Origin of the sequence: Sphingomonas sp. (assembly GCF_019635455.1) — a bacterium.
Lineage (GTDB): Bacteria > Pseudomonadota > Alphaproteobacteria > Sphingomonadales > Sphingomonadaceae > Sphingomonas.
The window spans coordinates 1-25,822 of the sequence record NZ_JAHBZJ010000010.1 but is presented as its reverse complement, the minus strand read 5'-3'; the positions used below and the strand labels follow the sequence as shown (position 1 = coordinate 25,822).

The window sequence follows — 25,822 nt, the reverse complement described above, 5'->3', positions numbered from 1 at the left end:
GGGGCGGGCCGTGTGATCAATCGAGGAAGTCAGGTTTGACGGAAGCACCAAACCCGTTGCACGTCATCGTGTTCGCCAATGAAAAGGGCGGAACGGGCAAATCGACCACCGCGGTCCACACCGCGATCGCACTCGCGTCGAAGGGCGCGCGCGTCGCCTGTCTCGATCTCGATCATCGTCAGCGCACCATGGGCCGCTATCTCGACAATCGCCTCGCGACGATGCGGCGGAGCGGGCGGGACCTGCCGATGCCGCGATACGAAACCCATGACGGCGACAATGTCGCGAGCTTTTCCGACGCGCTCGAGCGGTTGAGCGAGGGCAGCGATTATCTGATCATCGACACGCCGGGCCGCGACGACAAGTTCGGGCGGATCGCGATCACCAACGCCGATACGCTGGTCACCCCGATGAACGACAGTTTCGTCGATTTCGACCTGATCGGCCAGGTCGATCCCGACACGTTCAAGGTGGTGCGGCCAAGCTTCTATTCCGAGCTGATCTGGGATTCGCGCAAGCGGCGGGCAAAGGCGGACGGGCAGACGATCGACTGGGTCGTCCTGCGCAACCGCATGCAGCATATCGAGGCGCGCAACATGAAGCGCGTGTCGGAGGCGATCGACCAGCTTGCCAAGCGGGTCGGCTTCCGCGTCATTCCCGGCCTGTCCGAACGCGTCATCTATCGCGAACTGTTTCCCAAGGGGCTGACGATGCTCGACAGCCGCGAATTTGGGGAAATGGGGCTGGCCCATGTCGCCGCGCGTCAGGAACTGCGTGAGATGATGGCGGGTCTGGCGCTGCCCGAACCCGCCGGCGCCCTGCCGCTGTTCGCCTGACATGCTGTTCAAATTCCTTGCCGCGCTCGCGGTCGGCTGGCTCGGGTTCCGGATGTGGCATGGCTGGGGCCGACCGATGCCCGGCACGCCGAAGCCGGCGCCACCCCCCGCGCCCCCGCGCGGGCGCGATGCAGAGGCGCGCGCGGTGCTGGGCGTGGCCGCCGATGCCGGCCCGGACGAGATTCGCGCCGCCCATCGCCGGCTGATCGCCAGCGTCCACCCCGATCGCGGCGGCTCGCCCGAACTGACGCGACAGGTCAATGCGGCGCGCGATACGCTGCTCAAAAACCGCGACGGTTGAACTTTTCGCCGCGCCGACGACTTAAGGCGCGACTGATTTGCTGGAGGCCCCATGACGCATCGTTTCGATCCGACCTCGCTTCGCGAGTATGATATCCGCGGCATCGTCGGCCAGACGCTGGGGCCGGACGACGCGCGCGCGATCGGCCGCGGTTTCGCGACGCTGCTGCGCCGCGCCGGCGGCCACCGGGTCGCGGTCGGGCGCGACGGGCGCGTTTCCTCGCCCGCGCTGGAGGCGGCGCTGATCGAGGGGCTGACCGCTTCGGGCTGCGACGTCGTGCGGGTCGGTCTCGGCCCCACGCCGATGCTCTATTATGCCGAGGCGACGCTGGAGGTGGACGGCGGCATCCAGATAACCGGCAGCCATAACCCCGGCAATTACAATGGCTTCAAGATGGTGTTTCAGCACCGTCCGTTTTTCGGCCAGGACATTCAGACGATCGGCAAGCTGGCGGCGGAAGGCGATTGGGAGGACGGCACCGGTGCGGTCACCGATGCCGACATCCTCGACAATTATGTCGGCCGGCTGCTCGCGGGCTATGCCGGTGGCAGCTTCCGGATCGGCTGGGATACCGGCAACGGCGCCGCCGGCCCGGTGATCGAGAAGCTGGTCAAGCTGCTGCCGGGTGAGCACCACACGCTGTTCACCGATGTGGACGGCAATTTTCCCAACCATCATCCCGATCCGACCGAAGAGAAGAATCTGGCCGATCTGAAGGCGCTGGTCGCGGAGAAGAGCCTCGATTTCGGACTGGCCTTTGATGGCGACGGCGACCGGATCGGCGCGATCGACGGGGAAGGCCGTGTGATCTGGGGCGATCAGCTTCTGTCCATTCTGGCCGAACCGGTGCTCAGGAAGGAGCCGGGGGCGACGATCATCGCCGATGTGAAGGCATCGCAGATGCTGTTCGATCGCGTCGCCGAACTGGGCGGCGAGCCGCTGATGTGGAAGACCGGCCACAGCCTGGTGAAGACCAAGATGAAGGAAACCCAATCGCCGCTCGCCGGCGAGATGAGCGGCCATATCTTCTTCGCACAGGATTATTACGGCTTTGACGACGCCCAATATGCCGCCGTGCAGCTGATTAACGCGGTCCATCTCATCGGCCGGTCGATGAGCGAGATTCGCGGTGACATGCCGGCCTTTGTCAACACCCCGGAAATGCGCTTCCAGGTCGATGAGAGCCGCAAGTTCGCGGTGATCGATGAGGTGCTGGCAAGGCTTAAGGGCGACGGCGTCGCGGTGAACGACACCGATGGCGCGCGGGTCAATACGCCCGATGGCTGGTGGCTGCTGCGCGCGTCGAATACCCAGGACGTCCTGGTCGCCCGCGCCGAAGCGCGCAGCCAGGAGGGGCTCGACCGGCTGCTCGCCCAGATCGATGCGCAGCTCGCCGCGAGCGGGCTTCAGCGCGGGCCACAGGCGGCGCACTGAGCCGTGGCGGGGCGCGCCGGACCGGTCGATAGCTGGCTCGCGGCGCTCCCGCCGGACCTGCGCGCGCCGGTCGATGCCCTGCGTGCGATCGTCCGTGCCGCCGCGCCCGAGCTGGTCGAGGAGATCAAGTGGAACGCGCCCAGCTTTCGCGACGGCGCCGACCACAGGGTGACGCTGGGCCTCGAACGAACGGGCGGGGTCCGCATGGTCCTGCATCGCGGGGTCGGTGCAAAGCGCCTCGACGGCTGGTCGTTCGACGATCCCGACCGGCTGGCCAGCTGGCCGGCGCCCGATCGCGGCGTGATTCAGGTTGCCGATGCCGGAGCGATCGCGGCGCGGCGTGGGCAGCTGGTGGCGCTGGTCGCCCGCTGGATCGCAGCGACGCGGGCCGCACCGGGGGATCAGGGCCGGGGATCAGGGCCGGGGATCAGGGCCGGGGATTAGGGCCGGGGATTAGGGGTGGCCGAATCGGCCCCGCTTCCCCACATGGGGGCATGGCCGACCAGCCCCAGATCATCCGCGTCATCGACCTCGAAACCACCGGCAACGCGCCGCCCGCGCATGCGGTGTGCGAAATCGGGTGGCAGGATGTCGCGCGCGGGCCGGACGGACGCTGGGAATTGATGGGGGAGGGGGGCAACCGCCTGGTCAATCCCGGTCGCCCGATCCCGCCGCTCACCATGGCGGTCCACCATATCCGCGATGTCGATGTCGCCGACGCACCCTGGTGGCATGATGTCGCCCGCCCGATCCTCGACCCCTGGCCGCGCCGCATCGCCCTGGCCGCGCATCGCGCCACGTTCGAGGAACAGTTCTGCACGCCTGCGCTGACCCGGGGCGCCGACTGGATCTGCACCTGGAAATGCGCGATGCGGCTCTGGCCGGGAAGCCCGGGCTTTTCGAACCAGATGCTGCGCTATTTCCGCATGCCCGAGGGGCTGGAGCATGCGCGCGGCCTGCCGGTTCATCGCGCCTTTCCCGACGCCTATGTGACCGCATTCCACCTGCGCGACATGCTCAACGAAGCAAGCGTGGAACAGCTGATCGAATGGTCGAAGCTGCCGGGCCTGCTGCCGCGCGTGCGCTACGGCCCCGATCGCGGCAAGGAATGGAGCGAGATCGACGACGACGCGCTCGACGCCTTCCTTCAGGATCGCGACATCGACATCCGCTACACTGCCGGGATCGAACTGGAACGGCGGCGCGGACGCGGCCCGGTGCTGCGCCCCAGCCGCGAACCGCTGCTCTTCTGATCAATAGGCGATCCGGCTCGTCTCGATCTTCCGCTGCTTGAGGAACATCTGGACGCTTTCCGGTCCCGCCAGATGCCCGGCACCCACCGCCAGGAACACGACGCCCGGCTTCGCCAGCCGCGTTTCGATCCACGCCGCCCAGCGGGCGTTGCGATCGGCGAGCAGCGCCTTGGCGATTTCGGGCGAGCTTTCGACATCCTCGTTCATCAGCGCGGCCAGTCCGTCGGCATCGCCCTTACCCCATTCGGCGACCATCTTGTCGAGCATCGTGCCGGCGTCGGCGATCGTCTCCATCGTCTCGATCAGATATTTGATCTGCGCATCCTCTGACAGCGAATCAAAGATGCGCAGCTGTTCATCGACGGTTTCCAGCCCGCTGACCGGCTTGTTCTCCGCCTTCGCCGCCGCATTCAGCGCCTCCTCGACGCCGTTCTTGCCGTCATATCCGTGTTTCTGGATCGCCATCATCGTCATCTGCACCGCCGCCAGCCACGGATCGAACCGGTCGATCACCGCGGCGGGAAGGCCCAGATCGGCGACCGTCTTCGCAAACAGCGCACGCTTGTCCTCGGGCAGCCGCTCGGTCAGCGACGGGCCGGTCATGTTCAGCCCATATTTGATGATCAGCGGCTGCATCTCCGCCGGATCGGGCGTCGCGCCGATTTCGGTCACCAGCTCGCCGCTGGCGTCGAACGCCTTGCGCACCGCCTCGTCGAACCAGCTGAGGCCGGGTTTGAGCGCGTGGACGGTCCCGAACAGATAGATGGTGGTGTCCGCATCCTTGACCACCCACAAGGCGGGATCGGCGTCCTGGGTCGCCGGCGCGGCGGGGGCGGCCTCCTGCGCGAATGCCGGCACGGTGAGGAAGGACAGCGCCAGCGCGGCGGCCTGAAGAAACGGACGAAGCAACATGGATACTCCACTTATGATGCGACGGGCGGCGCGAACCGTGGCCCGACGGGCGATATCCTAATCGCGCGCGCGCGCCGCCGTCACGTGCTTTCCGCGCGGGATCGCGGTGATCGCCGCCGACACGATCGTCCCGATCACCAGCTGATAGGGAAAGGCGAACCCGCCCGGCCCCAGCAGGAAGGGCTGGAGCAGCAGCACGGTCGCGAATCCGCCGATCATCCCGCCGATCGCCGACGGCGCGGTGCCGCGACGCGTGAACAGCGCGACGAAATAGACGCCCAGCAGGCCGGCATAGGCAAAGATCATCACCTGCAACGCGAATTCCAGCAGCGGCATGTCGCTGTGCCGCTGCCACACCAGGCTTACCGACGCGGCGGCAAACAGCGCGAGCGCGAAGCCGGCCATGCCCCAGCGGCCGGCCATCACGAAATGCCGGTCCGGCACCGCGCCGCGCTTCTCCCGCCAGGGCCGGTAGAAATCGCTGACCAGCACCGACGAGAGCGAGTTGAGCGACGAGGTGACGGTCGATACCGCCGCCGCCGCCACGCCCACGCTGACCAGCCCGCGCAGCCCGGCGGGCAACTGCGTCAGGATATAGTGCATGAAGATCGTCACCTTCTCGCCGGCGAAACTGCTCGCGGCGGCGCGGTCCACGCCCATCAGGTCGGGCCGCTCGTAATAGATGTGCAGCAACAGCCCGATCGCGACGAACACCGCGATGACCGGCACGCTGACCAGTGCCGAAAGGATCAGTCCGCGCGCGCCGGTCCTTGCGTCGGGGCTGGCGAGCAGGCGCTGGGTCGTGTCCTGATCCAGCCCGGCATTGGCGATGTTCAGCAGCAACAGCCCGCTGATCATCGCCAGCACGGTGAAGGGCCGGGCGAGGTCGGTCGAGACGTCGAACAGCCGCAGCTTATCGACCCCGCCCGGCGCCGTGCGCAGCGCCGCGACCAGATCGCCGGTGTCGAGCGGGATCGATGCGCGCAGGAACACCAGCACCGCGACCGCCGATCCGGCATAGATCACGAACTGGACGAAATCGTTCCAGATCACCGATTTGAGGCCACCGCGAAAGGTGAAGACGAGGCTCGCGGCGACCAGCCCCGCACAGGCGAGCAGCACCGATGCTGCATCGATCCGCGAAAAGGCGATCATCGACAGCGCGATCCCCGCCAGATACACGCGCGCGCCATCGGAAAACACCCGGCCGATCAGGAACATCGCCCCCGCGCTGCGCATGGCCCGCCGGTCGAACCGCGCCTCCAGCAGCTCGTACACCGTCGATACCCGCATCGCGTAGAACCGCGGTATCAGCATATGGGCGACCACCAGCGCCGCGGCGATCGACGCCAGCACGACGCCCAGATAGCTCAGGTCGCCGCGAAAGCTGTTGTCCGGCGCGCCCAGAAAGGTGGCGGCGGACTGGGTGGTCGCCAGCACCGAAATCGCCGCCAGCCATGCCGGCACGCTGCGCCCGGCCAGGAAATAGTCACCCGCGCTCCGCGCCGCGCGCCGCGACGAGGCCCAGCCGGTCGCCGCCAGCAGCGCGAGGTAAAGCGCGACCACGGTCCAGTCGAGCGGCGCGAATGGTGACGTCAAACGGCTTCCCCCTCCGCCGCCACGCTATCGCCTTGCGCGGCAAAGGCAATCCGTCGCGCCCCGACTGTCCGCGCCCCGATTGTCCGTGCATCGACAAGCCGCGCGCGATCTGTAGAGGATGGCGGCGACCGGCGGGGACAGGCCGGCGCAGTGAGGGCATGCCATGGTCACCAGCAGTTTCGACCTGTTCAAGATCGGGGTCGGCCCGTCGAGTTCGCACACGATGGGGCCGATGACCGCCGCTGCGGATTTCGCGGCGCGCGCGGCCGGTCGCGCCGTTCGGGTCGAGGTCGATCTGTTCGGGTCGCTCGCGCTGACCGGTCGTGGGCATGCGACCGATCGCGCGGTGCTGCTGGGCCTGGCCGGCAACGTTCCCGCCGATATCGATCCCGATGCCGCCGACGCGCAGGTGCGCGAAATCCGCGCGAGCGGGTGCCTGCCGCTGGGCGGAGGCGATCCGATCGCGTTCGATGAGGGACGCGACCTGCGCTACCTCACCCGCGAACGGCTCGATTTCCATTCCAACGCGATGACCTGCATCGCCTTTGACGTCGATGGCGTCGCGATCCTGCGCCGTACCTATTATTCGGTCGGGGGCGGAGCGGTGCTGGACGAGGATCAGGTCGCGGCGCAGGCGGCGCGCGACCTGCCGCTGTCCGGCGGAAATGCCGGCCCGCCGCTGGGCGACGACGCGGCGGTCGTCCCGCACCCCTTTCGCTCGGGCGCTGAACTGCTCGCCCGCGCGGTGCAGACCGGCAAGACGATCGCGCGGATGATGCGCGAGAATGAGGAGGCGGCGCTGGCCCCGGCAGAGGTGTCGGTCCGGCTCGGCGCGATCCGCGATGCGATGTCGGCATGCATCGATCGCGGCATTCGGTCGGACCTGTCCGAACTGCCCGGCGGGTTGCGGGTCAAGCGGCGCGCGCCGTGCATCCACCGCACCCTGCTCGCCCGGCAGGAGCGCGCGCTCGCCGATCCGCTGACCGTCATCGACTGGATCAACCTCTGGGCGCTCGCGGTGAACGAGGAGAATGCCGCCGGGGGGCGGGTCGTCACCGCGCCCACCAATGGCGCGGCGGGGATCATCCCGGCGGTGCTGCGCTATTATGAGCGCTTCGCTCCGGCGGCCACGCAGCAGGGGGTCGAGGATTTCCTGCTCACCGCCGCCGCGATCGGCGCGCTGTTCAAGGAAAACGCCTCGATCTCCGGCGCGGAGGTGGGGTGTCAGGGCGAAGTTGGCGTCGCCTGTTCGATGGCCGCCGCCGGCCTCGCGGCCGCGCTCGGCGCGAGCCCCGGCCAGATCGAGAACGCCGCCGAAATCGGTATGGAGCATAATCTTGGCCTCACCTGCGATCCGGTTGGCGGGCTGGTCCAGGTGCCGTGCATCGAACGCAACGCGGTCGGATCGGTCAAGGCGATCGAGGCGGCGCGGCTGGCGATGCTGGGCGACGGCACTCACCGCGTCAGCCTGGACGAGGTGATCGAGACGATGCGGCGCACCGGCCTCGACATGAGCGATCGTTACAAGGAAACCTCGCTCGGCGGCCTCGCGGTCAACGTCGTCGAATGTTGAGGGCGCGGTCGATCAGTCCGGGCGCAGCCGGCGCATCGCTTTCTCGACGGTCAGGAACGCCCTGACCTTCGGCCCGCCCATCGAACGATCGACCTGCAACTTGTTGAGTATCTTCTTCACCGCCAGCGCGGTCCGGCCCGGCCAGTTACGCTGAAACGCCGCCGTCATGCCGGCGAGCAGGTCGGTCACCTCCGGCGACTGGACCGGAAACTCGATCGATTCGGTCAACACGTCGAACGGCGCGCTCCGGTCGATCCGGGCGGTCATGCCGTGCGTCAGGACGATCGCGAGCGCCGCGCAGTCGTTCAAGATAGCAGCTGATCTCGCGCCCGGTATGCGCGAGGTCTCGCGCCAATCGCTCCGCGCCCGCGATGTTTTTCGGGTGGGTGATGGCACGCATCTTCGTGCCATCGAGGGCGACAGTCCGGCCTCCGATCAATCCATGGCTGCGGCAAGAATGAACAAACGAGGCACTCTCGGCGACGATCGCTTCGGGATTGTCGTGTCGGAATGTGGCTATCGCCCGATAGTCCGGAGCGAGTCGCCGCAGCAGCCAGAGGGCTTCAGGATCGCGATGGCGGTGCCGAAGGGCGCAGGCCTGGCAAGCTGCCCCAAAAAATATATAGATATTTCGGGCAAGCGGCGCAAAATACCTATCATATATGACGGATTGTGGCCGTTATCATATCATATATGACTATATAACTCTGGAAAGCTCCGCTTCGTCATGTTCGAAGGCGGGCTCGAAGCTACGCGCTTGCGCACCGGTGATGCCGGCGTCGCGCATCGCACTGCGCCAATTCTGCCCAACTATGGTCGCCATCTCGCGGATCAGCGAACGGGCATCGGGCGGCTTGATCTCGAAGAACTCGCAGGCCTCGAAGGCGAGCCTGATCGATCGGTCATGGGCGCCTCCTTCCAGGATCGCCGTCTCGAGATAGGGATTGCGATCGGGCGCCGGATTGACGTCGAACATCGGCGACAGCCGCCACTGGCCCCGGCCGACGTAGAGGAAGCCGTGGTTCTTCAGATGGTCGTCCTTGTTCGACACCAGAATGGTGAAGACCAGGCGGCGGTAGAGCTCGACAAAATCCCGCATGGGATCGGCGGAATGACCGCGCATGAAGTCCACGATCTCGGTGTAGGAGCCCAGCGCAGTGCCGCGCTTGGCAAGCGCGGTCCGCGCGGAAATATATGGAATCCGTCCCAGCCCTTGCCTGTCGAACCGCCGCAGCAGTGCGACCGGATAGGGAGTGTCGGCCAGCTCGAGCCGGACCTCCGGCACGGTGATGCCGCATTTCGCCGCGAGCCGCAGAACGGCAACCTCGGCGCGCTCGACCGGCTGCTGATCGAGCACCGAAGTGAATTTGGCGAGCCAGAGATGGTCCCCGTCGCGCACATTGGCCTTGGGACGGGCGCCGCCCGACCCCCCCGCGCCGGCAAGCGCCGCCAAGTCTTCGGCGGAAAGCTCGGCTCCCTGTTCATAGGCGCGCGCGATCGCAGTCAGCGCTTCGAGATCGATAAGGCGCGGCACCGCGTCTGCGGCGCTGCCGGTGATCACGGCACCGTCCATATCTAGAAAGCGCAGCGCGCCCTGGCGGCAGGCATCGTCGGACAGGGTCAGGTACTCGAACTCGCTCAGGCCATTGCCATAGTTGCGCTCAAGCAGCCTCCGGCCCCAACTGTCCGGCGCCGCGTCGGCAAAGGCGCCACCGAGCGCATCGCGCTGCTCGCCTTGCTGGGCAGACGCATGAAATGGCCCGCCGTCGAGCGGCATGTCCGGGGAAAGGTCGAAATGGCGCGGGTTGTCGACCCACGCCTGATCATAAGCAAAGCTTGAGAATTGCCGCGGCCCGGCGTGCGTGAACCGCAGCAGCCCGACCGGGACCAGCGAGTCACCCAGCGCGACCTTTGCGCGATAGTCCGCCATCAGAATGCGACGCCATCTTCATCGGGTACGTCGCCCACGCTGCCGACATCGCCTTCGCCGCGGCTGTGCCGCCGCGCCGCCGGGGAGCTTCGTCCTCGTTGCGGCAGGCTGTGATCGGCGAGGGCAAGGCCAAGTTCATCGTTCCTTATATCGATCAGTTCGCCGAGGCGCTCGGCAAGGCCGAGCACGATCAGGACGTCGGCGAGCGTTCCGATACCGATGCCCGGCTCGCCCTTCTCCAGCCGGCTTATGGTGCTGGGCGACGCCCCGGACCGCAGCGCGAGATCGGCCACCGACATGCGCCGCCGAAGCCTTGCCGAACGCAGGTCATTGCCAAGCTGGCGCAATAAGGATCGTGATTTAGGAGAGGACATAATGCATCATATATAAAGCACAAATGTCAATAATCAATCATATATGACGTGATAAGCTAAATGTCGCGTTTGCCTCCCAGCAAAGGCCGCGTGGCGCGGCGCGGCCTGCTAGTCCTTAGTGGACGTCATGACTCCGCACCTTGATGAGGTCCTCCGGATCGACAGGATTCGGGAAGGAAGGACGCTCAGCGATTGCGTCGAAGTGTTCGTTCATGGCTTCGATTGTGGGGCGACGCCGCGCCTCGGGCAATCCAATTGCCGATGCCTACCCATGACCTACCCGGAAGCGGGCGCCCCGGCGGGGCGGGGTCGCATTCTTCGCTATGTTATTGATCTGAAACGGGGAAAATGGTGCTGCCGGTGAGGATTGAACTCACGACCTCAGCCTTACCAAGACGCCTTTTTACTTGCGCTAATCTATCCAAACCTACGATTTTGGCCATTTTTTCTTGACTCATCGAAGACAACGCTTATTGACTTCCTGACCCGCCATATTCGTCTCTTAGCTCGATCAGCTCCGGGGCCCTCTTGATGCCATCGGAAGGCTGAGGTCGGGTTGGAGTATATAGCATGTCCACCGAGCGCGTTCGAATCACGAAGCGGATCGTCGATGGCCTTTCAGCTGACGGAACCGACCGCTTCCTGTGGGATAGTGATGTCATTGGTTTCGGGCTGAGAATTTCCCCTGCCGGTAAGCTTGTCTATGTTCTCCAGTACCGCATCGAAGGCCGGCAGCGCCGGTTCAAGATCGGACCTCATGGCTCTCCTTGGACACCTGAATCAGCGCGCACCGAAGCGCTGAGCCTCTTAGGCAAGATCGTAGATGGAATCGATCCGCAGCAAGAAAAGATTGCAGAACGCAAAGAACTCACGCTTGAAGATTTGAGCGAGATCTATCTGAACGAGACCTTGTTCACCGCGAAAGATAGCTCGGTCCGGCAGGCTCGCAACAACATCGAGAACCATATCCTCCCGCTGCTCGGCAAGAAGCGGGTATCCAAGATCGAGCGCAGCGACGTCGAGCAGATGCTGTGCGACATCGCGGGCGGAAAGACCGCCCGAACCGTCAAGAAGGACATCGTACGTCGCGGGTGCGCGGCGGGCAAGGGCGCCGCCAATCAATGTGTGACCACGATCAGCGCGATGCTCGGGGTCGCCGTCGAGCGCAAGCTGCGCGCGGACAACCCCGCAATTGGCGTGCGGAAATTCCCCGGCAGGAAGATGGAGCGGTTCCTCTCACCCGCCGAGCTGGCGCGGCTGGGTGAGGCCCTGGCTGCGGCGGCGTCCCTGGGAGTAGAAAGCCAATTCGCAATCGCAGCGTTGCGCCTGCTGATCCTGACCGGGTGCCGCAAGAACGAGATTTTGAAACTCAAGCACAACCACATCGACCGCTATCATCGATGCCTCCGCCTGCCTGATTCGAAGACGGGTGCCAAAGTCGTCCATCTGGGTGCCCCGGCGATGCGGATTATCGCCATGGTCCCTACGGTCGAAGGAAACTCCTATCTGCTGCCAGGCAAGAAGGACGGCACACATGTGACGGACCTGCAGGCAGTCTGGGTTCGTATTCGCAAGACGGCAGGCCTGGACGATGTGCGGATTCACGATCTGCGGCACAGCTTCGCTTCGATCGGCGCCGCCACCGGCGACAGCATGTTGATCATCGGCGCACTGCTCGGGCACCGCAGCGCCAAGACGACCGAGCGATACACGCATCTCTCCGATCACCCGCTCAAAAGCGCTGCGGAGCGGATATCCGAGGAAATTGCGCGATGCCTTGGCGAGGCCGTGGAAGTCCTCGCTGCCAATGACTCCGCAGATGCAGACCCGTTCGCTGCTTTCTGGGAGCAATCGCCGGATCGCGGCGCACCGGTCTCCGACCCCGTGCTGGGTGCGGTCATTCGAACGCAGTGGCTGGACACGCGCGCGGCGGCTGCAAAGCTGGGATTTACGGTCGGAACGATGCAGACGTACCGCTGGCAAGGCACTGGCCCGGCGTTCCGCAAGATCGGTCGTCGCGTGGTCTACTCGGCCCAGGCGCTTGAGGCGTGGCAAGGGGTGCATGCCGAGCGAACGGAGTCGCTCGCAGCCTAGCCGATTGCTGACAACCTCGAACCACGCGATCGGCTCGCGCATGCCTTAGGCGATGCGCGAGTTCCTGATCGATCGGAAAACTCAATTGCCCGCCGAGCGCGTCAGGACGCCTTTGGTCTGCGCGAGGAGCTGTGCAGCGTAAGGATTTGCCAGCGGCCATCGCGCTTGACGAGCACGCTTGTCGCGACGCCCTGCCGCTCGATCGGATCTCCTTCTCGAGGCGTGATGACGTAGCGATAGGTCTCGGTCGCGATCGCAACCGGCCCTTCGAACCGAACCGACACCTTGTAATCGGCGAAGCGAAATGCCCTGAATTCTGCGAGCTCCGGGCCGAGATGATGTCGCAGGTAGTTGGCGTAGCTGCCCTCTGCGCCGCCGCTTTCGAAGATCTGCGAATCGGGCGCGAACAGCGCTTCGGTTCCTGTTGCATCGAGCCTCTCGACCGCACCCTTGTACCGGCCGAGCACGTCTTCGACTGCTTTCTCCTCCGTTGCCGGCGTCGCCGACTGGGCCAAGAGGGGGGCGGTCCCTGCCGCGAGCGGCAGGAGCAAAAGCAGGATGGCGTAGCGTTTCATCATCTTCTCCTTGGGGTAAATCACTCCAGTGCCGCGGCAACGCCGCGGAGCCGGTCGCGCAGCGGCCATTCGACGAGGCGGAAGGTGAGCGTCGCGCAGCCGACGAGCACGAGCACCAGCAGGGTCATCCACAACCAGCGCCCGCCAATCTCCAAGCCGGGCGGGATCAACGTAGCGATGCGCGGCCAGAACAAGCCCGCGGTGGTGAGTACTGGGAAGTTGAGCAGATAGACCGAATAGGAAATGTCACCGAGCCATTGCAGCGCGCTGCCATGGGCGGCGCGCGCGACGAGCCCTCGATCCGATGCGGTTGAGGCCACCAGAAGCGCGAATGCGGGCACGAGCAGGACGTCGTGTAGCGCGGACAGGAGTATCGCAGCGATCGCGCCGATCGCGATGAGCTGGGCCAGGGTCACCCAACGGGCGCCCAGCCGGACTGCGCCTTTCAGGTTCTGGAGCACCATGCCGAGCGAGAAGCCGGCGAGGCAGCGAAGCAGCGCAAAGGCCGAGAGAATGTCGAGATCGGGGTAGCGCAGCAGGATGAAGCCATAGACCGCGACGGCAACCGCGCCGAGCAACAGGATTGCGGCTTGTCGCTTGTGTGCGAGAAGCGCCGCGAGCAGCGGGAACAGCAGGTAGATGTGCATCTCCGCGCTGATCGACCAGGCGGGGATGTTCCAGCTGAGCGTCGCCTCCCGGCTCCAGACTTGTAACAGTGCCGCTTGCAATGTGAGATCGCCGATCTGGGACCAGGACAATGGGTGCCAGTGGGACGGCCAGCCGAGCAGCCAATAGCTGCCCTCGATGCCGATGACCAACGCGGCCAGGTAGAGAAGCGCGAGCAGGTGAACGGGAAAAATCCGTCCGATGCGTGCGATCATGAAGCGTGCGAACGGGCGCCAGTGCAGCCGTGCCAGCCGTTCCTGATAGCTGAGGCTGACAACGAAGCCGCTCAGGATGAAGAACAGATCGACCCAGACATAGCCGCGGCGAACGGCGGGTTCGAACAGTCCCAGCGGCACAAGATAGCCTCGCTCAAGCTGGAGATGGTAGACAAAGACCCCAAGCGCGGCGAACCCCCTTATCGCATTGTGCGCGAGGACATAGTTCCGGGCCGGGCCGGTGGCGGTATTGCTATCATCGATCGGGACCGTCGCCATCAAAGCGGTTTGCGCGCGCCCGCGCGCCATCGGGTGTGAAGATGTTTCGATCCGAGCGCGTCGACGTCCCGCATGCCTGCCCCCCGCTGGCGTCGCCCGGACGACGATCGCTCAACGGGAGATACGCACGGCCAGGCGGCAGCCCTTGCGGTCCAAGGCGTTTTCGAAGCCGCCCGCGCGGTTGGCGACGGATATTGTCTGCTGCGCGATGGGCTGGGCCACGCTACCGTATGGGCAAAATAGTCCAATACTATAGGGGATGGCATCGATGGACGTAGGCGTAGCGGATACTGGCGTCGATCTGGCCCGCGAGCTTATCCGCCGCTGGCGGGACGACCCGGGTGCCACTTATCGCAGCTGGTTCCTCTGGGACGAGCGGCTCAAGAACTTCCGGTCGATCCGCAGGGGCTTGGGTCAGGTGGTGACGGAGATCAGGGCCGGAACCTTCGGGGTGGCCTATCGTGGGTCGTCGCTTGAGACCGTCGTCCATTCGGTTGCCGAACAGCGGCAGATCTTCAAAGGCGCGGACCATGCGTTCCTGTGGAAGCCCAAGCTGCGCATACCCGACATCTACGAGAATCCCGACAACCAGCGCGCGTTCGGTCAGCTGCTCGACAATTGCTCGTGCTGCGACACGGCGGAGGAAATCATCGCGCACATCCGCGCGATCGACGCGCTCAAGATCAAGGGCCTGGGGCCGGCGGTCGCGAACCTGCTCTATTTCCTGCATCCGACTCTGGTGCCGCCGTTCAACACCGCGATCGTCAACGGCTACAACGCGCTGACCGGCGCCAAGGTGAAGCTCGGATCGTGGGACCATTTCCTGGCGATGCGCGCCGGCATCCTTGACCTCAACGACCGGTATCGCGACCTGTTGTCGAACGACCTGGGCGCGATCGGTGGGCTGTTGTTCGACATCGGCTCGGGCCGCTATCCCGCGCCACCGCTCGACCTGGCGGGCGGCAAGGACTGGCTGGCCCGGCTCGAAGAGGCGCGCGCCGAGGCCCGCAAGCTCGACAAGGTAGCGTCGCAACAAAGCGAAAGCGACCGCACGCATGCAGAGATCCAGGCTTGGCTGCGCGACCTGGGGCTGGCGCTCGGCTATGACGTTTGGATTGCCGCCAATGATAGGGGACGGCTCCACGCTGGGGTTCCGCTCGGGCAGGGCTGCCTGCAGCATCTGCCCGATGCGATCGCGGTCAGCCCTGGCGCGGACTCGATCAGGTTGATCGACGTGCTGTGGCTGGACCAGACCCAGCATGTCGCGGCTGCGTTCGAAGTCGAGCATTCGACATCGATCTACTCGGGGATCGTTCGCATGCTCGATCTGGCGCTGTCGGGCGGAGATCTGCAGGCGACCGCTGGGCTCTTCCTGGTCGCCCCTGACGCGCGCGAAGCCGATGTGCGAGCCCAACTCAGGCGGCCGGCTTTCAGCCGCGTCGCCGATCTGGATTTTGCCTATCTGCCCTATGCAGAGCTTGAAAAGCACCGTGAGGCAATCGCCCGCTTTGGCTCCGGCTTGAAGGCGATCAAGGCAATCTCGCACAAGCTTCCATGACTATGCGCCATGCCAGCAGGCCCACTCTGTTCGGTCCGAGCGCTTGAACGCGGAAGCCCGCTCTCAGGCTCGCCGCTTCTTCGCCAGATAATCACGCAGCGCCACATCGGTGAGACTTAGTCGATTGCTGCTATGGTCGACCGGAGCTTGTCCGAGCAGCCGGGCTATCGGCCCTTGATAGGCCAGCCAGTGGCGAAGTCTCGTGCCCGACGGGTGACTTTTGAGCTCAAAGCCCTCAGCCACGATGAACAGGCGGGCCACGCCGGTTTGCCATTCGAAAGCAGTGTTCACCTCGAGGCGGCTGATCACGGCCCGGTTCCTGACCTGGCGTCCCCGCCGCAGAGGGCTGCCATGGTGAAATCCGAGCGTGCCGCCAAGCTTCGGTTCGCCTGTTAGCCGGATATAGGGATGCCAGAGGGAGTAGCGCTCGAAATCGAGCAGCGTCTGCCAGACCCGTGCAGGCTTCGCGGTTAGCAGGAGCTCGTTTTCAACCAGGGTCAACGCGATACTCTCCCGGAGCCGAAGAAAGGGGGGACGAACGAAAACCAAGGTGAGTGCCGATGACGCTCGCGCGCGCACGTTTCATCTAAGACAAGGCGATTTGGTCCCGGAGGCGATAGCCGCAACGCTTCTTTCGGTAGCTTGCTATCGCTTGCGGCAATGGGCCGCCGATCCCGAGGCCGGGTCCCCGGAAATGCGAAGGAGGCCGGGCAAGGCGATCCCGCGCGACATGGCGGTCGGCGGACACGGCCGGCCGTTGCAGAGTTCTTCCATTTGAGGCCGGTTGGCCGACCGGGTCTGGCGGGGCGGCAGAAGCGCCTAGGGCTTATGGTTCATCTCCATCATCGCGTCGTGCTTCTCCGGCGCGCCTGAGGTCAGGCGTCGATACTCCTCGGCCGACATTCGCGGCATTGCCCGCACGAACGCGACCATGTCCCAGATCAGCGCGTCCGAGTGAGTTTTTCCCCAGGACGGCATCGCACTCAGCTTGACCCCATGCTTGATTACCCAGAATTGCTGCGCGGGGCCGAGATGGACGTTCCGCGCGAGCTGGGGCGCCTGGGGATACAGGCCCACGCTAAGCTCGGAAGGTTCAACCCCCGGCCCCAGATGGCACGATGCGCACATCTCTCCGTAGAGACCTCCCCCAGAGGCGATGCGCGCCGGAGATGCAAGATCCGGAGGTGGCGCGACGTTTCCAGCGCGAAGCGCGATCGACCGGTCGCGCACGGTTTCGAGAAGTGCATAAACCGGCGTAGTATGAGGAGAATCGGCAGCGATATTATAGGCGCCGAAATAGACGAAACCTGCCGCGAGAAGCAAAATCAACGCTGCCGCCACGCCGATAAACGGAACGCTCGGCAGATGGTGTCGCATCCCTTCCCTGTCCATGACCCTCTCCCTGGTATTGCGGGCCAGCGCTGCGGATCGACCGGATGATCGTCACTTGCGTGTCAAGCGCTCGATGAGCGCCGTTCGACCGCAGCGCGGGCTCTCACGCTGAATACGCGCCTGGGCCGGGCTTCCCTCGAACTGTGCCGATCCTGCCTCGCTTCGGCGGAAATCGGATCATCATGCCGATCCCCAGCGTCGCTCACTGAATCGCCACGGCGATCGGACTTTCCGCGCATGGCGCATGGTCGCGGTACGTCTTTCCATCGGGCCAAAACGCTATTTGACGACCGGACTGGCTTCATGGTCTTCGAAATGAGGGACGGCCTGCTAATCTGCGTAATGCGAATGTCGGCGCTGATGCCGGCCTATTGGAGATTCCCTTTCCATGCGTTCTTTCATGTCCGCGCTTGCCGCCACAGCCATTATCGTCGCCGTGCCCGCAGCGGCTCACCCCAAGCTGGTCTCGTCGACCCCCGCGGCCAATGCGACCGTTAAGCCGACCGCGACTGTCCAACTGTCCTTCTCGGAGCGCCTGGTGGCGCGCCTCTCGACCGCTCAGGTGGTGATGACCGGCATGCCCGGCATGGCCAGCCATGCGCCGATGCCGATCCAGGGCCGCGTCGCCGCAGGCGCCGACGGCAAGAGCCTGGTCGTGACCTTCGCCCGGCCGCTCACCACTGGGACCTACAAGGTGAGCTACACGGTCGTTTCCGCCGACACGCACAAGATCGAGGGCAGCTTCGAATTCAAGGTTCGCTAAAGCGTGGAAAGTCTCGCCGTCGCAGGCCGCTTCCTGCTCTATCTAGACCTGATGGCCCTGTTCGGCTTCAGCGCATTCGCCCTCTATGCGCTGAGGGGGTCGGAGCGTGTCTCCGGCACGGTGCTGCCGCTTGCCGCTTTGGTTTTATCGGCGGCGAGCGGCGGCATTTTGCTATCGGTCCTCGGTACGGCGATCCTCGCAGCCACGCTTGGCGGAACCGGTTTGTCAGCCATCGATGGCGAGACGCTGGGGGTGCTGTTGTTCGATACGAGCAACGGCACCGCCTTGCAGATACGGATCGCCGTGCTGATTGTTGCACTTCTGTCGGCCTGGCCGCTGCGCCGGCACAAATGGGCGACGGCGTCGGCCATCGTCGTCACCCTCGCGGGCGGGGTCGGCCTGGCGAGCCTCGCCTGGGGCGGGCACGGTGCGATCGGTGAAGGTCCGCTCGGCTGGCTGCAACTGGGCGGCGATATCGTTCATTTGCTGGCGGCCGGCGTCTGGGTAGGCGCGCTGGGGGCGATGCTCTTGCTGGTGCTGCGTCCGCAAGCCACAATCGATCGTGAACATTTGCAGCTGACGCACCGCGTCCTCGACGGTTTCTCCGTGACCGGCACGATCGTGGTTGGCCTGCTCGTCGCGACGGGCCTGCTCAACTTGATCGTTATCGTCGGCTGGCCGGGTATCGCTGCGCTTCCCGGCAGTCTCTATGGCCAGCTGCTGCTCGCCAAGCTCGTACTGTTCATCGTCATGCTTGGCCTGGCGGCTTCCAACCGGTTCCGCCTCGTGCCGCGCTTCGAAGTCGCAATGGCCGCAGACGACGAGGCGGGCGCGCTCTCCGTGCTGCGCCAAAGTCTTGCCGTCGAGACCGGATGCGTGGTTGCGATCCTCCTGCTTGTCGGCTGGCTTGGTACACTCGATCCTTCTGGAGCGATGTGATGGCGCCAGCGGGCGATGCCTTTGTTCCCGCGCTCGGCAACGCCAGACTCACGCGCTTCTACGACCTTGCGATAGCGTTGCTTACGCGCGAGCGGTATTGGCGCGGACAGGTCCTTAGGAAGCTTGCCCCAGGCCCCGATGACATCGTCATGGATGTCGGCTGCGGGACGGGGACGCTGGCAGTGATGGTCAAGGAAGCATGCGCACAGACGCAGGTCATCGGTGTCGATCCTGATCCGGAGGTGCTGGCGATCGCTCGCGCCAAAGCCGAGCGCGCCGCAGTCGCGGTCGAATGGCGCCGCGCCATGGGCGACGAGCTTGGCGAGGCGGTTGCCACCATCGTGGTGTCGAGCCTGGTTCTGCACCAATGCCCGCTTTCGGCAAAGCGCTCGATCGCCGCTGCGATGCATGCGGCCCTTCGCCCTGGCGGCCGCCTGGTCCTGCTCGACTATGGCGAGCAGCGCGGGTGGCTCATGCGCCGCCTGTTCGGCATTATCCAGCGGCTTGACGGCGTCGAGCTCACCCAACCCAATGCCGACGGCGTGCTGCCGCAGATCCTCGCCGATGTCGGGTTTCTGGCGGTGGCCGAGCAGGCCGTAATCAGGACATTGACCGGGTCCCTGTCGCTCTACACCGCGCGGCGCGGCGTGTAGCCGACCGTCAGTTCGCATCTCCGGAAAGTGAATCAAGGATCGGACAGTCCGGCCGCATATCACCATGGCAGCGACCGGCAAGATCGAGCAACGCGCGCCGCATCGCCTCGATCGCTTCGGCCTTTTGGCGCAGCTCCTCCGCGCGCGACGTCGCAAGCGCCTTGACCTCGGCGCTCGAGCGCGCCCGGTCGTGCCAGAGGTCCAGGAGCGTTCCGATTTCGCCGATCGGAAAGCCGAGGTCGCGAGCGTTTGCGATGAAGCGAAGCCGATGGACGTCGGCATCTGCATAGTCGCGATAGCCGCTGTCCCGGCGAAGCGCCGCCGGGATCAGGCCGATCTTCTCGTAGTGACGGATCATACGCTGCGACACGCCGCTCGCCTGCGCAGCCTGGCCGATGTTCATGATGCGAATCTCCGGATCACAAATGCACCAGCCGCAGGCGAAGCGCATTGCTGATCACGCTGACCGAGGACAGCGCCATCGCCAGCGCCGCGATCGCCGGCGAGAGCAGCATGCCGGTGAGCGGGTAGAGCAGTCCCGCCGCAATCGGCACGCCGGCGACATTATAGGCAAAGGCAAATACAAGGTTCTGGCGGATGTTGCGCATCACCGCGCGCGACAGACGGCGTGCGCGGACCAGACCGTTCAGATCGCCCTGAAGGAGCGTCACGCCCGCGCTCTCGATGGCGACGTCGGAACCGGCACCCATCGCCACCCCGACTTCGGCCGCGGCAAGTGCGGGCGCGTCGTTCACCCCGTCGCCGGCCATCGCAACCGCGCGGCCCTGGGCGCGCAGCTTCTTCACGACCGCGGCCTTGTCCTCGGGCAGGACTTCGGCTTCGACCTCGTCGATGCCGATACGCGCGGCGACGGCCAGCGCGGTGGTGCGGTTGTCGCCGGTCATCATCACGACGCGGATACCCTCGGCCTTCAAGGCGCGGACCGCTTCGGGGGTGCTGGCCTTGATCGGATCGGAGACGCCGATCAGCCCGGCGAGCGCGCCGTCGATCACCACGAAGATTGCGGTGCCGCCTTCGCCGCGCAGCGCCTCGGCCGGCTCGGCAAGCGTGGCGAGGTCGATGCCGTTCTCGCGCATCAGGCGGGGGCCGCCGAGGAGGAGCTTGCGGCCCTCGACTGTGCCGGTGACGCCGCGTCCGATGGGCGCGTCGAACGCCGCAACCTCGGCGAGACGGAGGCCGCGTTCGTCGGCGGCGCGGACGATCGCTTCGCCGAGCGGATGCTCGCTGGCGCGCTCGACACTCGCAGCGAGGCGGAGCAGCTCGGCCTCGTTCTGGCCGGGCGCCGGAAGGACGAGCGTGACCGCGGGGCGGCCCTCGGTGAGCGTGCCGGTCTTGTCCACGATCAGCGTGTCGATTTTCTCGAACCGCTCCAGCGCCTCGGCATTCTTGATCAACACGCCGGCCTGGGCACCCTGGCCGACACCCACCATGATCGACATCGGGGTAGCGAGACCGAGCGCGCAGGGGCAAGCGATGATCAGGACCGACACGGCCGCGACCAGCGCATAGGCGAAGCGCGGCTCGGGACCGACCAGCGCCCAGACAATCGCTGCGGTCAAGGCGACGGCGATCACGCTGGGAACGAACCAGGCGGAGACTTTGTCCGCCATCCGCTGGATCGGCGCGCGGCTGCGCTGCGCCTCGGCAACCATCTGGACGATGCGGGCGAGCAGTGTGTCGGCCCCCACCTTGTCGGCGCGCATGACGAATGTTCCGGTCCTGTTGAGCGAACCGGCGATCACCGCGGCGCCCGGCTCCTTGGTGACCGGCATCGACTCCCCGGTCACGAGAGATTCGTCGATCGCGACATGACCCTCGGTCAGTTCGCCATCGACCGGAACCTTTTCACCGGGACGTACCCGTAGGAGGTCGCCGACCTGGATAAGGTCGAGCGTCACCTCTTCGTCGCTGCCGTCCGGGCCTAGTCGCCGTGCGGTCTTCGGCGCGAGATCGAGCAGCGCCTTGATCGCTCCCGAAGTTCTTTCACGGGCCCTGAGTTCCAGCACCTGGCCAAGCAGCACGAGGACGGTGATGACGGCGGCGGCCTCGAAATAGACCGCGACCGCGCCGTCATGGCCGCGAAACGCCGCAGGGAAGATCTCCGGCATGACCACCGCCACCACGCTGTAGGCGAACGCCACGCCCACCCCCATTGCGATCAGCGTGAACATGTTGAGGTTGCGCGATTTGAGCGAGGCCCAGCCGCGTTCGAAGAAGGGCCAGCCGGCCCAGAGGACGACGGGCGTCGCCAGCGCGAACTGGATCCAGTTCGAGAGCGGCTGGCCGATTGCCATGGTCAGGCCGGTGAGATGGCCGCCCATCTCGAGGACGAAGACCGGGATAGCGAGGATAAGTCCGATCCAGAACCGCCGGCTCATATCGGCCAGCTCGGGATTGGGGCCGCTGTCGAGCGTGATCGTCTCGGGCTCCAGCGCCATTCCGCAGATCGGGCAGGAGCCGGGACCGACCTGGCGGATCTCCGGGTGCATCGGGCAGGTATAGATCGTTCCCGCCGGCGCTTCGGGTGCTTGGGCACCGGGCGTGAGGTAGCGTTCGGGATCGCCCAGAAATTTCGAGCGGCAACCGGCGCTGCAGAAATGATACGCAGTGCCCTGGTGAAGAGCGTGGTGCGGGGTGGTCGCGGGATCGACCATCATCCCGCAGACCGGATCCTTCACGGCGGCCGGTGCGTGGTCCGTTCCGGCGCAGCAGCCATGGCCCCGCGGTGCATCGTCATGGGAATGAGTCGTCATCATGTTCCTCCGATGCGGCACGATGTAGGGCTTGACATCGTGTCAAGGTCAAGGCCCTCATTCCGATGTACGCAGCAGGGACAATTGTCCCTCGGCGGAAAGATCGGGCACAGGATCTGCGACCGTGCGAGAATCTGCATCGCCTTGAGGGCAAAGCGGGCGGCGCGCGTAAGATAGGTGGGGATAGAGGCAATATATGCGCGACGATTTGGACGATATGCTTGGACGGCTTGCTGCACGTCCGCCGCACCCGGGGCTGGCCGCCGTTTCGGTAGCCGTCCTGGAACAGATTTCCTTGCCGCAGCCACGACGTGACGGCTTTGCGCTCAGCGGCGCGCTCGCTGCGGTGGTGGCAGTGAGCATGGGCGTGGCGGGCGGCTGGTCTCCGGCCGCGCGTGCTCAGGTCGCGACGTTCGACGACAGCTGGCAGTTGGCGCCTTCGACGCTGCTCGGGGGCGGTTGATGAAACTCAAGCATATCCTGCTGATTGCCCTGATCGCATTCGTCGCATCGGTCGGCGGCGTAGCGGTTGGCCGCTATTTTCTGCCCGCAGCGCCCCAGCCTGGCGCCGAGCTCCATGCGCTGCTTCACAACGGGCTCGATCTCGACGCTGGCCAGCAGGCACAACTCGATCAGCTCGAACGCCAGTTCGGGCTGCGCAAGAAAGCGCTGGAAATGGCGCTTCGCGCAGACAATGCCCGTCTCGCTGCGGCGATCGAGGCCGAGCATTCGGCCGGGCCGAGGGTTCGAGAAGCGGTCGATCGAATTCACGTCGCGATGGGCGAACTTCAAAAGGAGACGCTAGCGCACGTCTTTGCGATGCGCGCGATCCTCCGTCCCGACCAGGCTGCCAAGTTCGACCAAGCGGTGGTTAAGGCGCTGACCGCCGAAAGCCGGTGACCTTCGATCTTGCTAGCCTGTCAGACGGCGAACTGGCCGCGCTGAGCCTCGTCGGGCGCAGCGCGGCGTTCGCGGAACTGCTCAAGCGGCACCGCGATGCCATCTACCGGATCGTCGCGGGCTCGATCGGCGACCCGGACGAGGCGCTGGATCTGGTTCAGGAGACTTTCATTGCGGCGCACGGCGCGCTTCGCCGGTACGATCCGGCGCGCTCGATGCGCGCCTGGCTCACCGCGATCGCGATGAATAAATGCCGCGACTGGGCGCGCCGGCGCGCGGTTCGCAAGCTGATCGCTTTCGCATTGCCGATCGACAATATCGCCGAGCGGGTGGCCGAGGATCGGCCGGGGCATGACGTCGAGCTTGCGGATCGCGATGCGCTGGCGCGGACATCCAAGGCGATTGCGTCGCTTCCCGCATCATTGCGCGAAGTGATCCTGCTACGGACCATCGAAGGGCTGTCGCAGGCGGAAACCGCGGCGACGCTCAGGATCAGCGAGAAGGCGGTCGAGACGCGCCTGCGGCGCGCGCGGATCAAGCTTTCCCAGGAGCTTGAGGCCTAGCGTCTTCCGCCGATCCCCATCAAGCGGCGAATGTGCCGGCGCGCAATCATGGTGTGTTTCTCGGTCCCACTTGCGAACACCCAACCGAACCCGATGCTGAACGCAAGGATCGCCAGCGCCAGCAGGATCGCCCCCACGCTTGGCGCGATCCGGTCGGTGGTGATGATGAGAGCCGTGCACAGGGCCATCAAGGGGAAGTGGGTCGCGTAAAGCGAGAAGCTGGCGCTTGCGCCGTAGCGCGCAAGCGCATTGACCGGCCCGGGAATGCGAGGTGGGTGCTGCAGCATCGCGAGCAGGAAGAGCGCGAACATCGCCGCCAGTGCGGGATCCTCCAGCCTGTAGTCGCCGCTGCGCGCCCAGAGCAATGTGGCCAGAAACAGCAGCGCTGCGGCACCGGTCGCGCGCGAGCCGCCTGGCAACTGGCGTGAGGACCGCTCGGAAAGATAGCGATCCGCAAAGACCAGCAGCGCGCCGCAGAGCCAGGAGACGAAACCCATCGGCAATTCCGGATTGAGCAGGCCGATGGCGAGGGTGACGAGTGCAAGCGAGACGCGCCGACCCGACACCAGCAGCCAAAGCGCCGGGAACCAGAGATAATACCAGAATTCGAAAGCGATGCTCCACAAGGGACCGTTCGAACCGAAGGGCCGCACGAGGACTTCCTGCAGGAAGAAGAGATTCCCGACCAGCACCTCAAGCGTCAGGTCGCTGCGGATATCGCGGGCAACGACATAGGTCCCGGTCGCTCCCCGATGCGTGGGCGAGTCGAGCAGCAAAATGGCGATACCGTCGAACACGCCGGTCAGCGCCAGTGCCGGAACGAGGACCAGCAGAAGCCGTACCAGACGGTCGCTCAGATAGGCTCGCCAACTCCAGCCTGTGCGGGTTCGGGCGACCACGCTTCGCGTGATCCAATAGCCGCTCAACACGAAAAACAGGATGACGCTCGAGTGTCCGAACCCCGCCGCGAAATAAAGGAAGTTCACGGCGATGTTTGCCGTGGGTTGGTAGTCGCGGATCAGCAGCGCCCAGATATGTCCGAAGGCCACGGCGACTGCCAGCAGCGTCCGCATCGCATCCATATGGATGTGTGCGGCGTTCTCGGACTGATCGTGCATGACTCCCCCAAAGCCTGCGGACGCGGGCGACTTCCCTGTCGCCTTCGCGCCCGCCGCTCCAAGGTTCTTACGTTGCGCGGCTCGCCATCCCTCGCCGTCAGGCATTGAGTGAGTGGGCAGTTTGGGGTTCGGGTTAGGTGACCGCATCATGGGTAGGCGGCGTTGGCCGGTCGGGCTGCGTTTTCATTGCCCCGAAAGACCAGGGTCGCACCGCATTGTGAAAAAAGCTCGGCTCGGTGGAAGAGGGATTTTCCGGAGCGGCGCGTAACAGTTGAAAGCGCAGGTCTCGCGCAGAGGAGCAAGATGACAAGGATGTTCGATCGCCGCCAGCTGCTGCGCGGTTCGATGATGGCGGGGGGCGGGATGGCGCTCGCCGCTTGGCTGCCCGCCTGGGCCCAGACCAACTCCAGCGGTATCGCGGCGCCCTTGCCCGAGGTGTCCGGCGAGGACATCCGCCTGCGCATCGCGCACCAGATGATGACGGTCGACGGCCGCGAGAGTCATGCGATCGGGATCAACGGCACCGTTCCCGGGCCGCTTATCCGCTTGCGCGAGGGGCAGAAGGTCCGGCTCCATGTTGAGAACACGCTGGACGAGGACAGCTCGATCCACTGGCACGGACTGATCCTGCCATTTCAGATGGACGGTGTGCCGGGCATCTCCTTCCCCGGAATCAAGCCGCGCTCGACCTTTACCTATGAGTTCCCGGTCGTTCAGGCGGGCACCTATTGGTATCATAGTCACTCCGGCCTGCAGGAGCAGATGGGTCACTACGGTCCGATCGTGATCGACCCGAAGGACGCAGACCCGGTCGGCTACGATCGCGAGCATGTCGTGGTGCTGTCGGACCACAGCCCGCTTCATCCGCACACGATCTTCAAGAAGCTCAAGCAGCAAGCCGGCTATTTCAATCGCCAAAAGCAGACGCTGGCGGGATTGCTGCGGGGCGAGGACCTGCCGCTCAAGGACCGGCTCGATTGGGGCGGGATGCGGATGGACCCGACCGACATTTCCGACGTCACGGGATCGACCTATACCTATCTTATCAACGGGCACGGCCCGAAGGACAATTGGACCGCGCTGTTCCGCCCCGGCGAACGGGTGCGCCTGCGCTTCGTCAA

The 25,822-nt window shown here is 65.3% G+C and carries 28 protein-coding genes; 16 read left to right on the top strand and 12 right to left on the bottom strand.

Features of this window, described 5'->3' with window-relative positions; genetic code table 11:
* The first annotated feature begins 35 nt into the window (after window positions 1-35).
* From KF783_RS12405 to KF783_RS12385, 5 genes are read left to right on the top strand one after another with little or no spacing between them, the layout of a single operon-like run.
* Window positions 36-836: a division plane positioning ATPase MipZ gene (locus KF783_RS12405; protein WP_294079822.1), complete on the top strand. Its 801-nt coding sequence runs from the start codon at window positions 36-38 to the stop codon at window positions 834-836.
* Window position 837: 1 nt separating this feature from the next.
* Entirely contained in the window at window positions 838-1,137 is a 300-nt protein-coding gene (locus KF783_RS12400) for a DnaJ domain-containing protein (protein WP_294079820.1), read from the top strand.
* A 51-nt stretch (window positions 1,138-1,188) separates the two neighbouring features.
* On the top strand, window positions 1,189-2,571 hold the full coding sequence (gene pgmG / locus KF783_RS12395; RefSeq protein WP_294079818.1) for a phosphoglucomutase/phosphomannomutase PgmG: 1,383 nt from the start codon (window positions 1,189-1,191) through the stop codon (window positions 2,569-2,571).
* 3 nt (window positions 2,572-2,574) lie between these two features.
* Entirely contained in the window at window positions 2,575-3,015 is a 441-nt protein-coding gene (locus tag KF783_RS12390) for a DUF1801 domain-containing protein (protein ID WP_294079816.1), read from the top strand.
* Window positions 3,016-3,065: 50 nt separating this feature from the next.
* Window positions 3,066-3,824 carry an exonuclease domain-containing protein gene (locus tag KF783_RS12385; protein WP_294079815.1) on the top strand — a complete coding sequence of 253 codons (759 nt, stop codon included), beginning with the start codon at window positions 3,066-3,068 and terminating at the stop codon, window positions 3,822-3,824.
* Here the strand turns inward: KF783_RS12385 and KF783_RS12380 are convergent, their stop codons facing one another.
* Window positions 3,825-4,736 carry a TraB/GumN family protein gene (locus KF783_RS12380; protein ID WP_294079813.1) on the bottom strand — a complete coding sequence of 304 codons (912 nt, stop codon included), beginning with the start codon at window positions 4,734-4,736 and terminating at the stop codon, window positions 3,825-3,827. It lies immediately after the preceding gene.
* A 57-nt stretch (window positions 4,737-4,793) separates the two neighbouring features.
* The gene (locus KF783_RS12375) at window positions 4,794-6,335 is read right to left on the bottom strand and encodes a sodium:solute symporter (RefSeq protein WP_294079812.1); all 1,542 of its coding nucleotides are present in this window, start codon (window positions 6,333-6,335) and stop codon (window positions 4,794-4,796) included.
* A 163-nt stretch (window positions 6,336-6,498) separates the two neighbouring features.
* On the opposite strand from KF783_RS12375, the gene KF783_RS12370 reads away from it, so the two are divergent.
* A complete protein-coding gene (locus KF783_RS12370; protein WP_294079811.1) occupies window positions 6,499-7,908 on the top strand; it encodes an L-serine ammonia-lyase in 1,410 nt (469 codons plus the stop codon).
* Window positions 7,909-7,920: 12 nt separating this feature from the next.
* Here KF783_RS12370 and KF783_RS12365 read toward each other — a convergent pair whose 3' ends face one another.
* Window positions 7,921-8,217 (bottom strand): hypothetical protein, encoded by a 297-nt coding sequence (locus tag KF783_RS12365; RefSeq protein ID WP_294079810.1) that lies wholly within the window; start codon window positions 8,215-8,217, stop codon window positions 7,921-7,923.
* Window positions 8,218-8,242: 25 nt separating this feature from the next.
* On the opposite strand from KF783_RS12365, the gene KF783_RS12360 reads away from it, so the two are divergent.
* The gene (locus tag KF783_RS12360) at window positions 8,243-8,605 is read left to right on the top strand and encodes a hypothetical protein (protein ID WP_294079808.1); all 363 of its coding nucleotides are present in this window, start codon (window positions 8,243-8,245) and stop codon (window positions 8,603-8,605) included.
* On the opposite strand, the gene KF783_RS12355 is transcribed toward KF783_RS12360, so the two are convergent.
* Both KF783_RS12355 and KF783_RS12350 read right to left on the bottom strand, forming a co-directional pair.
* On the bottom strand, window positions 8,606-9,838 hold the full coding sequence (locus KF783_RS12355; RefSeq protein ID WP_294079806.1) for a type II toxin-antitoxin system HipA family toxin: 1,233 nt from the start codon (window positions 9,836-9,838) through the stop codon (window positions 8,606-8,608).
* On the bottom strand, window positions 9,838-10,212 hold the full coding sequence (locus tag KF783_RS12350) for a helix-turn-helix transcriptional regulator (protein WP_294079803.1): 375 nt from the start codon (window positions 10,210-10,212) through the stop codon (window positions 9,838-9,840). Before KF783_RS12350 ends, KF783_RS12355 begins: the two co-directional genes overlap by 1 nt.
* A 570-nt stretch (window positions 10,213-10,782) precedes the next feature.
* On the opposite strand from KF783_RS12350, the gene KF783_RS12345 reads away from it, so the two are divergent.
* On the top strand, window positions 10,783-12,306 hold the full coding sequence (locus KF783_RS12345) for a tyrosine-type recombinase/integrase (RefSeq protein ID WP_294079801.1): 1,524 nt from the start codon (window positions 10,783-10,785) through the stop codon (window positions 12,304-12,306).
* 101 nt (window positions 12,307-12,407) lie between these two features.
* Here KF783_RS12345 and KF783_RS12340 read toward each other — a convergent pair whose 3' ends face one another.
* The gene (locus KF783_RS12340; RefSeq protein WP_066658532.1) at window positions 12,408-12,881 is read right to left on the bottom strand and encodes an SgcJ/EcaC family oxidoreductase; all 474 of its coding nucleotides are present in this window, start codon (window positions 12,879-12,881) and stop codon (window positions 12,408-12,410) included.
* A 20-nt stretch (window positions 12,882-12,901) separates the two neighbouring features.
* Complete coding sequence (locus KF783_RS12335) at window positions 12,902-14,071, bottom strand: acyltransferase (RefSeq protein ID WP_066658513.1); 1,170 nt, start codon at window positions 14,069-14,071, stop codon at window positions 12,902-12,904.
* A 229-nt stretch (window positions 14,072-14,300) separates the two neighbouring features.
* Between KF783_RS12335 and KF783_RS12330 the strand changes: the two genes are divergently transcribed.
* Complete coding sequence (locus KF783_RS12330; protein WP_294079797.1) at window positions 14,301-15,599, top strand: type II restriction endonuclease; 1,299 nt, start codon at window positions 14,301-14,303, stop codon at window positions 15,597-15,599.
* 63 nt (window positions 15,600-15,662) lie between these two features.
* Here the strand turns inward: KF783_RS12330 and KF783_RS12325 are convergent, their stop codons facing one another.
* Together KF783_RS12325 and KF783_RS12320 are read right to left on the bottom strand one after the other, a co-directional pair.
* Entirely contained in the window at window positions 15,663-16,100 is a 438-nt protein-coding gene (locus KF783_RS12325; RefSeq protein ID WP_066658501.1) for an SRPBCC family protein, read from the bottom strand.
* A 318-nt stretch (window positions 16,101-16,418) separates the two neighbouring features.
* Window positions 16,419-16,991, bottom strand: a complete 573-nt coding sequence (locus KF783_RS12320) for a cytochrome c (protein ID WP_066658498.1) — start codon at window positions 16,989-16,991, stop codon at window positions 16,419-16,421.
* A gap of 400 nt (window positions 16,992-17,391) precedes the next feature.
* Between KF783_RS12320 and copC the strand changes: the two genes are divergently transcribed.
* From copC to KF783_RS12305, 3 genes are read left to right on the top strand one after another with little or no spacing between them, the layout of a single operon-like run.
* Complete coding sequence (gene copC / locus KF783_RS12315) at window positions 17,392-17,754, top strand: copper homeostasis periplasmic binding protein CopC (protein WP_294079790.1); 363 nt, start codon at window positions 17,392-17,394, stop codon at window positions 17,752-17,754.
* Window positions 17,755-17,757: 3 nt separating this feature from the next.
* Window positions 17,758-18,693 carry a copper homeostasis membrane protein CopD gene (gene copD / locus KF783_RS12310; RefSeq protein ID WP_294079788.1) on the top strand — a complete coding sequence of 312 codons (936 nt, stop codon included), beginning with the start codon at window positions 17,758-17,760 and terminating at the stop codon, window positions 18,691-18,693.
* Window positions 18,693-19,346 carry a class I SAM-dependent methyltransferase gene (locus tag KF783_RS12305; RefSeq protein ID WP_066660431.1) on the top strand — a complete coding sequence of 218 codons (654 nt, stop codon included), beginning with the start codon at window positions 18,693-18,695 and terminating at the stop codon, window positions 19,344-19,346. Before copD ends, KF783_RS12305 begins: the two co-directional genes overlap by 1 nt.
* A gap of 7 nt (window positions 19,347-19,353) precedes the next feature.
* On the opposite strand, the gene cueR is transcribed toward KF783_RS12305, so the two are convergent.
* Entirely contained in the window at window positions 19,354-19,749 is a 396-nt protein-coding gene (gene cueR, locus KF783_RS12300; protein WP_066660434.1) for a Cu(I)-responsive transcriptional regulator, read from the bottom strand.
* 16 nt (window positions 19,750-19,765) lie between these two features.
* A complete protein-coding gene (locus KF783_RS12295; protein ID WP_294079784.1) occupies window positions 19,766-22,120 on the bottom strand; it encodes a heavy metal translocating P-type ATPase in 2,355 nt (784 codons plus the stop codon).
* 196 nt (window positions 22,121-22,316) lie between these two features.
* On the opposite strand from KF783_RS12295, the gene KF783_RS12290 reads away from it, so the two are divergent.
* From KF783_RS12290 to KF783_RS12280, 3 genes are read left to right on the top strand one after another with little or no spacing between them, the layout of a single operon-like run.
* Entirely contained in the window at window positions 22,317-22,583 is a 267-nt protein-coding gene (locus KF783_RS12290) for a hypothetical protein (protein WP_066660440.1), read from the top strand.
* A complete protein-coding gene (locus tag KF783_RS12285; protein WP_066660442.1) occupies window positions 22,583-23,020 on the top strand; it encodes a periplasmic heavy metal sensor in 438 nt (145 codons plus the stop codon). Before KF783_RS12290 ends, KF783_RS12285 begins: the two co-directional genes overlap by 1 nt.
* Window positions 23,017-23,583 (top strand): RNA polymerase sigma factor, encoded by a 567-nt coding sequence (locus tag KF783_RS12280; RefSeq protein ID WP_066660444.1) that lies wholly within the window; start codon window positions 23,017-23,019, stop codon window positions 23,581-23,583. Before KF783_RS12285 ends, KF783_RS12280 begins: the two co-directional genes overlap by 4 nt.
* Here the strand turns inward: KF783_RS12280 and KF783_RS12275 are convergent.
* Window positions 23,580-24,701 carry an acyltransferase family protein gene (locus KF783_RS12275; protein ID WP_066660446.1) on the bottom strand — a complete coding sequence of 374 codons (1,122 nt, stop codon included), beginning with the start codon at window positions 24,699-24,701 and terminating at the stop codon, window positions 23,580-23,582. The genes KF783_RS12280 and KF783_RS12275 overlap by 4 nt on opposite strands.
* Before the next feature lie 303 nt (window positions 24,702-25,004).
* Here KF783_RS12275 and KF783_RS12270 point away from each other — a divergent pair.
* Window positions 25,005-25,822 (top strand): multicopper oxidase domain-containing protein (locus tag KF783_RS12270; RefSeq protein WP_294079775.1); only part of this gene is annotated, 818 nt, incomplete at its 3' end.

What these genes read in the sequence shown, in the direction of transcription:
- KF783_RS12400 (WP_294079820.1), top strand. Translation starts at nt 838, where the DNA reads ATGCTGTTCAAATTCCTTGCCGCGCTCGCGGTCGGCTGGCTCGGGTTC.
- pgmG (WP_294079818.1), top strand. Translation starts at nt 1,189, where the DNA reads ATGACGCATCGTTTCGATCCGACCTCGCTTCGCGAGTATGATATCCGC.
- KF783_RS12385 (WP_294079815.1), top strand. Translation starts at nt 3,066, where the DNA reads ATGGCCGACCAGCCCCAGATCATCCGCGTCATCGACCTCGAAACCACC.
- KF783_RS12380 (WP_294079813.1), bottom strand. Translation starts at nt 4,736, where the DNA reads ATGTTGCTTCGTCCGTTTCTTCAGGCCGCCGCGCTGGCGCTGTCCTTC.
- KF783_RS12370 (WP_294079811.1), top strand. Translation starts at nt 6,499, where the DNA reads ATGGTCACCAGCAGTTTCGACCTGTTCAAGATCGGGGTCGGCCCGTCG.
- KF783_RS12360 (WP_294079808.1), top strand. Translation starts at nt 8,243, where the DNA reads ATGCGCGAGGTCTCGCGCCAATCGCTCCGCGCCCGCGATGTTTTTCGG.
- KF783_RS12355 (WP_294079806.1), bottom strand. Translation starts at nt 9,838, where the DNA reads ATGGCGGACTATCGCGCAAAGGTCGCGCTGGGTGACTCGCTGGTCCCG.
- KF783_RS12350 (WP_294079803.1), bottom strand. Translation starts at nt 10,212, where the DNA reads ATGTCCTCTCCTAAATCACGATCCTTATTGCGCCAGCTTGGCAATGAC.
- KF783_RS12345 (WP_294079801.1), top strand. Translation starts at nt 10,783, where the DNA reads ATGTCCACCGAGCGCGTTCGAATCACGAAGCGGATCGTCGATGGCCTT.
- KF783_RS12340 (WP_066658532.1), bottom strand. Translation starts at nt 12,881, where the DNA reads ATGAAACGCTACGCCATCCTGCTTTTGCTCCTGCCGCTCGCGGCAGGG.
- KF783_RS12335 (WP_066658513.1), bottom strand. Translation starts at nt 14,071, where the DNA reads ATGGCGCGCGGGCGCGCGCAAACCGCTTTGATGGCGACGGTCCCGATC.
- KF783_RS12330 (WP_294079797.1), top strand. Translation starts at nt 14,301, where the DNA reads ATGGCATCGATGGACGTAGGCGTAGCGGATACTGGCGTCGATCTGGCC.
- KF783_RS12320 (WP_066658498.1), bottom strand. Translation starts at nt 16,991, where the DNA reads ATGGACAGGGAAGGGATGCGACACCATCTGCCGAGCGTTCCGTTTATC.
- copC (WP_294079790.1), top strand. Translation starts at nt 17,392, where the DNA reads ATGTCCGCGCTTGCCGCCACAGCCATTATCGTCGCCGTGCCCGCAGCG.
- KF783_RS12305 (WP_066660431.1), top strand. Translation starts at nt 18,693, where the DNA reads ATGGCGCCAGCGGGCGATGCCTTTGTTCCCGCGCTCGGCAACGCCAGA.
- cueR (WP_066660434.1), bottom strand. Translation starts at nt 19,749, where the DNA reads ATGAACATCGGCCAGGCTGCGCAGGCGAGCGGCGTGTCGCAGCGTATG.
- KF783_RS12295 (WP_294079784.1), bottom strand. Translation starts at nt 22,120, where the DNA reads ATGACGACTCATTCCCATGACGATGCACCGCGGGGCCATGGCTGCTGC.
- KF783_RS12290 (WP_066660440.1), top strand. Translation starts at nt 22,317, where the DNA reads ATGCGCGACGATTTGGACGATATGCTTGGACGGCTTGCTGCACGTCCG.
- KF783_RS12285 (WP_066660442.1), top strand. Translation starts at nt 22,583, where the DNA reads ATGAAACTCAAGCATATCCTGCTGATTGCCCTGATCGCATTCGTCGCA.
- KF783_RS12275 (WP_066660446.1), bottom strand. Translation starts at nt 24,701, where the DNA reads ATGCACGATCAGTCCGAGAACGCCGCACACATCCATATGGATGCGATG.